The organism is Streptomyces flaveus (assembly GCF_014647675.1).
In the GTDB taxonomy this organism is placed as follows: Bacteria; Actinomycetota; Actinomycetes; order Streptomycetales; family Streptomycetaceae; genus Streptomyces; species Streptomyces flaveus.
Genome location: NZ_BMPQ01000021.1, coordinates 158,255 through 167,163, shown reverse-complemented (window position 1 = coordinate 167,163; position 8,909 = coordinate 158,255). Strand labels below are relative to the sequence as shown.

At 69.9% G+C, this 8,909-nt stretch carries 9 protein-coding genes; 2 read left to right on the top strand and 7 right to left on the bottom strand.

Annotated features, from left to right (window positions below; translation table 11 throughout):
- On the top strand, nucleotides 1-208 hold a 208-nt coding region (locus tag IEZ21_RS47090; RefSeq protein WP_213089380.1), incomplete at its 5' end, for a hypothetical protein.
- Between the two features lie 193 nt (nucleotides 209-401).
- Here IEZ21_RS47090 and IEZ21_RS32405 read toward each other — a convergent pair.
- Nucleotides 402-1,409: a stage II sporulation protein M gene (locus IEZ21_RS32405; RefSeq protein WP_189325384.1), complete on the bottom strand. Its 1,008-nt coding sequence runs from the start codon at nucleotides 1,407-1,409 to the stop codon at nucleotides 402-404.
- Nucleotides 1,410-1,544: 135 nt separating this feature from the next.
- On the opposite strand from IEZ21_RS32405, the gene IEZ21_RS32400 reads away from it, so the two are divergent.
- The gene (locus IEZ21_RS32400) at nucleotides 1,545-2,543 is read left to right on the top strand and encodes an RDD family protein (protein ID WP_189325383.1); all 999 of its coding nucleotides are present in this window, start codon (nucleotides 1,545-1,547) and stop codon (nucleotides 2,541-2,543) included.
- 21 nt (nucleotides 2,544-2,564) lie between these two features.
- Here IEZ21_RS32400 and IEZ21_RS32395 read toward each other — a convergent pair whose 3' ends face one another.
- The 6 genes from IEZ21_RS32395 to IEZ21_RS32370 all read right to left on the bottom strand — a co-directional run bounded on the left by IEZ21_RS32395 (nucleotide 2,565) and on the right by IEZ21_RS32370 (nucleotide 8,736).
- Nucleotides 2,565-3,179 carry a hypothetical protein gene (locus IEZ21_RS32395; RefSeq protein ID WP_189325382.1) on the bottom strand — a complete coding sequence of 205 codons (615 nt, stop codon included), beginning with the start codon at nucleotides 3,177-3,179 and terminating at the stop codon, nucleotides 2,565-2,567.
- Between the two features lie 98 nt (nucleotides 3,180-3,277).
- On the bottom strand, nucleotides 3,278-4,735 hold the full coding sequence (gene ahcY, locus IEZ21_RS32390; RefSeq protein WP_033326694.1) for an adenosylhomocysteinase: 1,458 nt from the start codon (nucleotides 4,733-4,735) through the stop codon (nucleotides 3,278-3,280).
- Between the two features lie 270 nt (nucleotides 4,736-5,005).
- The gene (locus IEZ21_RS32385; protein WP_189325381.1) at nucleotides 5,006-5,983 is read right to left on the bottom strand and encodes a cation diffusion facilitator family transporter; all 978 of its coding nucleotides are present in this window, start codon (nucleotides 5,981-5,983) and stop codon (nucleotides 5,006-5,008) included.
- Nucleotides 5,984-6,126: 143 nt separating this feature from the next.
- A complete protein-coding gene (gene manA / locus IEZ21_RS32380) occupies nucleotides 6,127-7,278 on the bottom strand; it encodes a mannose-6-phosphate isomerase, class I (protein WP_189325380.1) in 1,152 nt (383 codons plus the stop codon).
- Between the two features lie 121 nt (nucleotides 7,279-7,399).
- On the bottom strand, nucleotides 7,400-8,527 hold the full coding sequence (locus tag IEZ21_RS32375; RefSeq protein ID WP_189325379.1) for an SIS domain-containing protein: 1,128 nt from the start codon (nucleotides 8,525-8,527) through the stop codon (nucleotides 7,400-7,402).
- A 38-nt stretch (nucleotides 8,528-8,565) separates the two neighbouring features.
- Nucleotides 8,566-8,736, bottom strand: coding sequence for a Trm112 family protein (locus tag IEZ21_RS32370; protein WP_078492239.1), 171 nt, complete (start codon nucleotides 8,734-8,736; stop codon nucleotides 8,566-8,568).
- Nucleotides 8,737-8,909 lie beyond the last annotated feature (173 nt).

Below are 8,909 nucleotides of genomic sequence, written 5' to 3'. Positions count from 1 at the left end.
TCAAGGAACGGACGCTTCCTTCGTACTCACCCTCGCGGGCTTTCCTCCGGGCTTCCCTTCGGTGTTTCCAACCTTACCAGATCCGTTTCCCGTGCCGTTTCCGGTCAGAATTCGTTTTGGTGGCCAGTTGGAGGGCCTTGCCTATTCGGTAGCCTGGCGGCTCCCTTTCGGCGGGTCCGACTTTATCAGAAATTTTCGACCGGACTGACCGGCCACTCGTTCCTGAACAATCGGGAGGGCTTCTTCGGGAGTGAACCCGAGAAGCGGATAGATGTTCACCGTTGCCATCGAAGCTGTCCAGCTCCGCGCAACTGTGTAAATCTACCTCCACACGGGTCCCGTGTCAACGGCTCCCGTGGGGCGATGTACGAGGCTAACAGCTCGACCGGAGTGCCCGCACATCAGGCGGCGGTCGGTACGGAGGCGCTGCGCTCGGTCTCCTCGACGTCGCCTGTGGCGCCGGCACGTGCCGCGCGACCGCCCAGGACGTAGACGTACGCAAGGAAGGCCAGTTCGGCGGCGATGCCGATGGTGATGCGGGCCCAGGTCGGGAGGCCGGACGGGGTGACGAAGCCTTCGATGGCGCCGGAGACGAAGAGGACCAGAGCGAGGCCTATCGCCATGCCCAGGGCGGCGCGGCCCTCTTCGGCGAGGGCCGCACGACGGGAGCGGGGGCCCGGGTCGATGAGGGTCCAGCCAAGGCGCAGCCCTGTACCAGCGGCTACGAAGACGGCGGTCAGCTCCAGGAGGCCGTGCGGGAGGACGAGGCCCAGGAAGGTGTCGAGGCGGCCCGCCGAGGACATCAGGCCGATGCCCACGGCAAGGTTGAGCATGTTCTGGAAGAGGATCCAGATGACCGGCAGGCACAAGAAGGCACCGAGAACGAGGCACATGGCGGCGGCTTGGGCGTTGTTCGTCCATACCTGGGCCGCGAAGGATGCCGCGGGGTGGCTCGAGTAGTACGTCTCGTACTGGCCGCCGGGGCGGGTGAGCTCCCGTAGCTCGCTGGGGGCCGCGATCGAGGACTGGACCTCGGGATGGGTGCCGATCCACCACCCCAGGATGGCGGCGACCGCGGTGGAGAGGAGCGCGGTGGGTACCCACCAGTGGCGTGAGCGGTAGACCGCGGCGGGGAAACCGTACGCAAGGAAGTGGGTGACGTCGCGCCAGGAGGCTCGGCGTGTGCCTGTTACGGCACTACGCGCGCGTGCCACGAGTTGGCTGAGGCGGCCGGTGAGTTGGGGGTCCGGGGCGCTTGACTGGATCAGGGAGAGGTGGGTCGCCGTGCGCTGGTACAGGGCGACGAGTTCGTCGGCCTCCGCGCCCGTGAGGCGGCGCTGGCGGTGCAGTAGTGCGTCGAGCCGGTCCCACTCGGCGCGGTGGGCGGACACGAAGACGTCGAGGTCCATCGGGTTGGCTGCTCCTCGGCTGCTCGTCGTGTGGTCAGCTTGTCGCACTGCGGCGCCTTGTCGCACTGCGGCGCGATGTGCCCTCAGCTTGGCAGACTGGCTGTTCTCAGGGCAGTTCAGGGAAGGACGGCGGGCGTGAGTGAGCTTGTGACGGGCGAGGCGGTGGCACTGGAGCTGCGCCCCGCGAAGCTACCGAGCCGGGCGCTGGCCGTGCTGATCGACCTGGTGGCGGCGATGGCCGCGTATGTCGCTGTGACGGTGGCCCTTGTGGTCTCCACGGCCGGTCTCGACGAGGCGGCGCAGACGGCGGTGTCCATCGCGGCGTTCCTCCTTGTGCTGGTGGGCGGGCCGATCGCGGTGGAGACGCTCAGTCACGGGCGTTCGCTCGGGAAGCTGGCGTGCGGGCTGCGGGTGGTGCGGGACGACGGCGGGCCGATCCGGTTCCGGCATGCGCTGGTGCGTGGGGCGGTCGGTGTGGTCGAGATCCTGATGACGCTCGGGATCGTGGCGTGCATCGCGTCGCTCGTGTCGGCTCGGGGGCGGCGGCTCGGTGATGTGTTCGCGGGGACCCTGGTCGTGCGGGAGCGGATTCCTGCCGGGCGTACGCCTTTCGTTCCTCCTCCGCCGCCTTGGCTCACAGGGCGGTTTTCCGGGCTTGATCTGTCCGCGGTTCCGGATGGGCTGTGGCTTGCGGTTCGGCAGTATCTGACGCGGATGCAGCAGTTGGATCCGCAGGTCGGTGGGGCGATGGCGGAGCGGCTCGCGGCTGACGTCGCGGAGCGCACGGGGGCTCCGGCGCCGCAGGGGGTGCAACCGGCTGCGTATCTGGCGGCCGTGATGCAGGAGCGGCAGACGCGGGAGACCCGGCGGGCCTTCGGCGGTGGGCCTGCCGGGGGTGAAGGCGGGGCTGGGCTGACTCCGTCGTACGCGGCGGTTCAGCCACCGGACTCCGCCTATCCCTCAAGCACTGGTCCGGCGGTGCACCTCCCGGGCTCTCAGAGGTCGCTCTCCCAGCCGACGGTGCCGGCCGAGCAGGGGGCTCGTGCCGCAGCTACGCCGAAGGCCCCCGCCCAGGCGGGCCCGCAGGGTACAGGGAGCGAGCGCCCCGCCACCGGGTTCGTACCGCCCGCGTGACCCGGGTCGCCCTGCGGGCGGTCAGGTGAACAGCGACGGCGGCGACTCGAGATCCTCGAGTTCGATGCCGGGTGCGGAGAGCACGACGTCGCCAGAGAGATGGATGGTGTGCTGCTCGCCCGTGTCCAGGGCTGTGACCTGGTATTCGTCCACGGTCAGAGGGTCGTTGTCAGTGGCGTGTGCTTCTCTTTTGATCAGGGCCCAGGACTGGTCGACGGTGCGCGGGGCCAGGACCGGGTCGGTGAAGGCGACTAGGCGTACGCGAGTGGCGGAGGAATCGGGGGTGAGGCGCAGCAGACGTGCGGTGGCGATGAGGAATGCGGGGGATGTGCCGGTGAAGGCGTGGGCGCGGACATTGCCTTCGGTGGCGTGAGTTCCCGTGGGGTCGGTGCGGACCCAGGTGACGCCGTCGAGGGCGGCACCTCGGATCTGCCAGCTCGCGGCGTGGAGTTCGAGACGGATGGGGCGGCCGAGGTCGTCGAGGGCGAGGTCGACGGAACCGGCAGGGTCGCCGGAGGGGGTGGTCACTTGGGAGACGTAGCGCCAGCCGGAGGGGCCGGGCGCGCAGTGGAAGTGTTCTTCAGCAAGGGGGGTGTGGTCGTGCGGATCGTGGAGCGAATATCGGCCGCGGGGCATGGGGGTTCGGTCCTCATCGGGGACAGGCCCCCGCCGTGACGGCGAGGGCCTGCTGACATCCGTGTGCCGAGCGGTGGTACCGCTGCTCGGCGGGGTGCTCAGTAGCGGTAGTGGTCCGGCTTGTACGGGCCCTCGACCTCGACACCGATGTAGGAGGCCTGCTCGGGGCGGAGCGTGGTGAGCTTCACACCGAGTGCATCGAGGTGGAGGCGGGCGACCTTCTCGTCGAGGTGCTTGGGCAGCACGTAGACGTCGGTCGGGTACTCCGACTGCTTGGTGAACAGCTCGATCTGGGCCAGGGTCTGGTCCGCGAACGAGTTGGACATCACGAAGGACGGGTGTCCGGTGGCGTTGCCCAGGTTCAGCAGGCGGCCCTCGGAGAGGACGATGAGCACCTTGCCGTCGGGGAACGTCCAGGTGTGGACTTGCGGCTTGACCTCGTCCTTGACGATGCCCGGGATCTTGGCGAGGCCGGCCATGTCGATCTCGTTGTCGAAGTGGCCGATGTTGCCCACGATCGCCTGGTGCTTCATCTTGGCCATGTCCGAGGCCATGATGATGTCCTTGTTGCCGGTCGTGGTGACGAAGATGTCGGCCTTGTCGACAACCTCGTCGAGGGTCGTGACCTGGTAACCGTCCATCGCCGCCTGCAGTGCGCAGATCGGGTCGATCTCGGTGACGATCACGCGGGCGCCCTGTCCGCGCAGGGACTCCGCGCAGCCCTTGCCCACGTCGCCGTAGCCGAAGACGACCGCGGTCTTGCCGCCGATGAGGACGTCGGTGGCGCGGTTGATGCCGTCGATCAGGGAGTGGCGGCAGCCGTACTTGTTGTCGAACTTCGACTTGGTGACGGCGTCGTTGACGTTGATCGCCGGGAACAGGAGGGTGCCCTCACGCTGCATCTCGTACAGGCGGTGGACGCCGGTCGTGGTCTCCTCGGTGACGCCGCGGATCTCCGAGGCGAGCTGGGTCCACTTCTGCGAGCCGTTGGAGATCGTCCGGTTGAGGAGCTCCAGGATGACGCGGTGCTCGTCGTTCTCGGCGGTGTCGACGGACGGGACCTTGCCGTCCTTCTCGTACTCGACGCCCTGGTGGACGAGGAGGGTGGCGTCACCGCCGTCGTCCAGGATCATGTTCGGGCCGCCGGTGGGCGTGTTCGGCCAGGTCAGAGCCTGCTCCGTGCACCACCAGTACTCCTCCAGGGTCTCGCCCTTCCAGGCGAAGACCGGGATGCCCTGGGGGTTGTCGGGCGTGCCGTTCGGGCCGACCGCGATGGCGGCGGCGGCGTGGTCCTGCGTGGAGAAGATGTTGCAGGAGGCCCAGCGGACCTCGGCGCCCAGGGCTGCCAGGGTCTCGATGAGCACGGCGGTCTGCACGGTCATGTGCAGGGAGCCGGTGACGCGGGCGCCCGCGAGGGGCTGCGCCTCGGCGTACTCCTTGCGGATCGCCATCAGGCCGGGCATCTCGTGCTCGGCGAGGGTGATCTCCTTGCGGCCGAAGTCGGCCAGAGAGAGGTCGGCGACCTTGAAGTCCTGTCGGTTGTCGACAGTTGTCATGCGAGCTGCTCCTCGGATTGGGTCGAGGTGGGTACGGCTGGTCTGCGCGATGGCGAGCATACGAATGCCCGGCGCTTGTGCGCAGCGCAGTCCGTCGGAGGCCCTCTCTCCCTCGGTCGGCCCGCACGGGGCCGCCCGACCGCCATCAGCAGCGACGTCTGGCTCGGTGTACGAATCTACACCGATCGGCCCAGCGGACCCCAGTCCGCCTCCGGCCAGATTGAGACACGGAGGCGGAGAACGGAGGCACAGAGGAGGTGGGTTGCAGGATCAGTGCTCGGCAGGCTTGGTCGGACCCCCCGGCGCCGCCTCACGGTCCGGGCCCTTCGCGGCTTCGGTCTCGCGGTAGATGTCGGGCTCGAGGTAGATGACGCGGGCGATCGGGACGGCCTCGCGGATGCGGGACTCGGCGGCGTCGATCGCGGTGGCGATCTCGGTGGCCGTGTCGTCGTGCTGGACGGCGATCTTGGCGGCGACCAGGAGTTCCTCCGGGCCGAGGTGGAGCGTGCGCATGTGGATGATGTCGGTGACCGTGTCACCGTCGACGATGGCGGCCTCGATCTTCTTGACCTCTTCCACGCCCGCGGCCTCGCCGAGGAGGAGCGACTTGGTCTCGGCGGCCAGGACGATCGCGATGAGGATGAGCAGGATGCCGATGCAGAGGGTGCCGATGCCGTCCCAGACGCCGTCGCCCGTGGCCAGCGCCAGGCCCACGCCGCCGAGCGCGAGGATCAGACCGACCAGCGCGCCCAGGTCCTCCAGGAGGACGACGGGCAACTCGGGCGCCTTGGCGTGACGTACGAACTCCTTCCAGGACTGCTTGCCGCGCAGTGCGTTGGACTCGTTGATGGCCGTCCGGAAGGAGAAGGTCTCGGCGATGATCGCGAAGACGAGGACGCCCACCGGCCAGTACCAGTGGTCGATCTCATGGGGGTGCTTGATCTTCTCGTAGCCCTCGTAGATCGCGAACATGCCGCCGACCGAGAAGAGGACGATCGAGACGAGGAAGGCGTAGATGTACCGCTCACGGCCGTAGCCGAAGGGGTGTTGCGGGGTCGCCTCGCGCTGGGCCTTCTTGCCACCGAGGAGCAGCAGGCCCTGGTTGCCGGAGTCGGCGAGCGAGTGCACCGACTCGGCGAGCATCGACGAGGAGCCGCTGAAGAGGAACGCCACGAACTTCGCTACCGCGATCGCGAGGTTGGCGGCGAGTGCCGCCACGATCGCTTTGGTGCCGCCTGACGCGCTCATGTGTTCCCGAGGTCCCTTCGTCTGCGGTCCGGGGCGTTCCGTCTGTCGACCCGGCTCTGCCCGCCGTTCGCGGTGGGCCATTGTTGCAGCCCGGTTCGACAGCGGTGCATCAGGCCGTCGTCCCGGCCATCACCATGGCCGGCTCAAGCCACAACAGTGGCCCGGAAGACCACGCCGGTCCCGGACACTTCGGCCTTTTCGCCTGCCGGTACGAAGACGGACCGGCCGGGGGTGAGGACGTGCTCGCCTGTCTGTACGGAGCCCGCGGTGCACAGGAGGATCTGCGGGGTGCGGAGGGTGAGTTCGTGGGCCGCGGTGCCCTGCGGCAGGACGTAGCGCGAGAGGCGGAACTCGTCGATCGGCGTCTCGTAGACCTCCTCGCCGTCGGGGGATGCCTCGGGGCGCAGTACGCCGGGATCGCTCGCCTCGAAGCGGACGATCCGCAGGAGTTCGGGGACGTCCACGTGCTTGGGGGTGAGGCCGCAGCGCAGGACGTTGTCGGAGTTGGCCATGATCTCGACGCCGAGGCCGTTCAGATACGCGTGCGGGACGCCGGCGCCGAGGAACAGGGCCTCGCCGGGCTGGAGTCGGACGTGGTTGAGGAGCATCGCGGCGATGACGCCCGGGTCGCCCGGGTAGTGGTGGGCGATTTCGGCGTACGGGGCGTGCGAGCCGCCGAGGCGTGTGCAGGCCGCGGTGGCTTCGGTGACCGTCGTGGCCATCTGCTCACGGTCCGCGGACAGGACGGCTGTCAGCACCTCGCGCAGGGCGGCGTCCTCGGGGTGGGCGTGCAGCAGGTCGACGTACGGCTTGAGGGAGTCGATCTCCAGGGCCGCGAGCAGGTCCGCGGCCTCGGCCGGAGCCCGGAATCCGCAGAGGCCGTCGAACTCCGTGAGCGCGCAGATCAGTTCGGGCTTGTGGTTGGCGTCCTTGTAGTTGCGGTGCGGGGCGTCGATCGGGACGCCGCGACGCTCCTCGTCCTCGTAACCCTCCTTGGCCTGGGCCAGGTCGGGGTGCACCTGGAGGGAGAGGGGTGCGCCTGCGGCGAGGATCTTGAGGAGGAACGGCAGGCGCGGGCCGAACTTGGCGACCGTCTCGGCGCCCAGTTCGCGCTCAGGAGCCGCCTCGATGAGCTCGGTGAGAGGACCGCGGGCCGTGCGGGAGGGCGCGCCGGGGTGGGCGCCCATCCACATCTCGGCCTGCGGTTCGCCGGTCGGCTCGACGCCGAGGAGCCGCGGGATGGCGGTGGTGGAGCCCCAGGCGTAGGGGCGGATGGTGTTGTCGAGGCGGTCCATGGGGTTCTCTCTGCGCTCTCTGTTCACACGGGCACGTGCTCACGTGATCACATAGCTGTTCACGTACTCGCGGCGGTCGGCTTGTTCGCGACGGTCATGGGAATCGGCCGCCGGGCAAGCATCAGGCCCCCGCGGTGAGCGCCAGGTAAACGGCCGCGAAATCCGTGGTGGCGATCAGCTCCGCGAGGGTTTCCAGGTCGCTGCCGTCCTCCGGTTCGAGTTCGCTGATCGCGGTGTCGTGGCTGAGGGCGAGGTCGCGGGCGGCGGGGGCGGCGGTGCGGCCTCCGGCGGGGCGGTCGCGCAGCAGGACCACGCGCGCGTGGAGGGCCTGTGCCTCCTCGACGCGGTCGCGGAAGAAGTCGTCGGGGTCGGCGCCGGCGGCCAGCGCGCCCGAAAGCAGCACGCTGTGCGCGGCGAGCGCCTCGGGCAGTTCGGCGGTGAGCGCGGGGCGGCCCGCGAGTTCCGCCATCGCGGCGACGAAGCGGCGTCCCGCGGGGCCCGCGGACTGGCCCTCGGTCCAGATCACCGGGAGCGCCTCGGCGAGCTCGGCGGCGAGCGTCTTGGCGGGATTGCTGTACGTCGCGATGGCCGGGCCGCAGCGTTCGGCGACGTGGTCGAGCCGGTCGGCGACCTTCTGCAGGATGTCGGGCGGGGCGGACAGCAGGCCGGTGCGGTCGAGCAGCACGAGCAGCGGGGTGAGCAGTGCCCACAGCGAACCGGGGGCCGAGGCCGCGGCCGGTGCCTGCGGCTCGTAGGGGGCGGTTGCCATCGGTACGGCGAGGCCGTGGGCGCCCGTGATCGCCTCGGTCAGCGGGGCGTGGGGCGGGCAGACGGCGACGACGGTGAGACCGCGTCGGTAGGCCTGCTCGACGAGGATCGAGAGGCCGGGTTCGCTGCCGTCGGGCGTGGCGATCAGGAGCAGGTCCACGGGGCCCGCCCAGCCGGGCAGGTCCCACAAGAGGGCGCCCGCGGCGGGAGCCACGCCTCCTGGAGTGAGCCGGGTGACGGGGCACGCTGCGCCGGCGAGGGAGCCGAGCAGGTCGGCGACGCCGGTGGCGGCCAGTCCGGGGCCTGCGATCAGGATGGCCCTTGGGCGGCCGTCCGGCTTCAGCTCGGCGATTCCGGCCTCGGTGGCGTGCCGGACGGCGGTGCGTACGCGGGCGCCTGCCTCTGCGGCGCCGCGGAGCAGCTCGCGGCGGTCGGCGCGGGCCAGTGCCTCCGGGTCGTCGAGCAGTGATTCGTCGAGCATGTGGGGCAGCCTCCGAGCGCCGTCGCTTCTTTGGGGGTCTACGCGGGGCGGCGGGCCTCGTCGACCAGCAGGACCGGGATGCCGTCGCGGACCGGGTATGCCAGGGCGCAGTCCTGGGCGGTGCAGATCAGCTCGGTGTCCTGCTCCTTGAGGGGGGCGTGGCAGGCCGGGCAGGCGAGGATCTCCAGGAGGCCGGCTTCGAGCGGCATTTGTGGGTCCCTTCGGGGGCGGAGTTGCGCTGATGCGGCCTGGTCAGGGTACCGCTGTGGAGGGCGGGGTGCCGGGGGATGGTTTCTTTCCCCAGGCCCGCCCCTTCCCGAAACTGGGGGCTGCCGCCCCCAGGCCCCCGTATCGGCCTGAACGGCCTCGTCCTCAAGCGCCG

Coding starts and splice junctions, on each gene's coding strand:
- IEZ21_RS32405 (WP_189325384.1), bottom strand. CDS start 1,409: ATGGACCTCGACGTCTTCGTGTCCGCCCACCGCGCCGAGTGGGACCGG.
- IEZ21_RS32375 (WP_189325379.1), bottom strand. CDS start 8,527: ATGCTCGACGAATCACTGCTCGACGACCCGGAGGCACTGGCCCGCGCC.
- IEZ21_RS32385 (WP_189325381.1), bottom strand. CDS start 5,983: ATGAGCGCGTCAGGCGGCACCAAAGCGATCGTGGCGGCACTCGCCGCC.
- ahcY (WP_033326694.1), bottom strand. CDS start 4,735: ATGACAACTGTCGACAACCGACAGGACTTCAAGGTCGCCGACCTCTCT.
- manA (WP_189325380.1), bottom strand. CDS start 7,278: ATGGACCGCCTCGACAACACCATCCGCCCCTACGCCTGGGGCTCCACC.
- IEZ21_RS32370 (WP_078492239.1), bottom strand. CDS start 8,736: ATGCCGCTCGAAGCCGGCCTCCTGGAGATCCTCGCCTGCCCGGCCTGC.
- IEZ21_RS32395 (WP_189325382.1), bottom strand. CDS start 3,179: ATGCCCCGCGGCCGATATTCGCTCCACGATCCGCACGACCACACCCCC.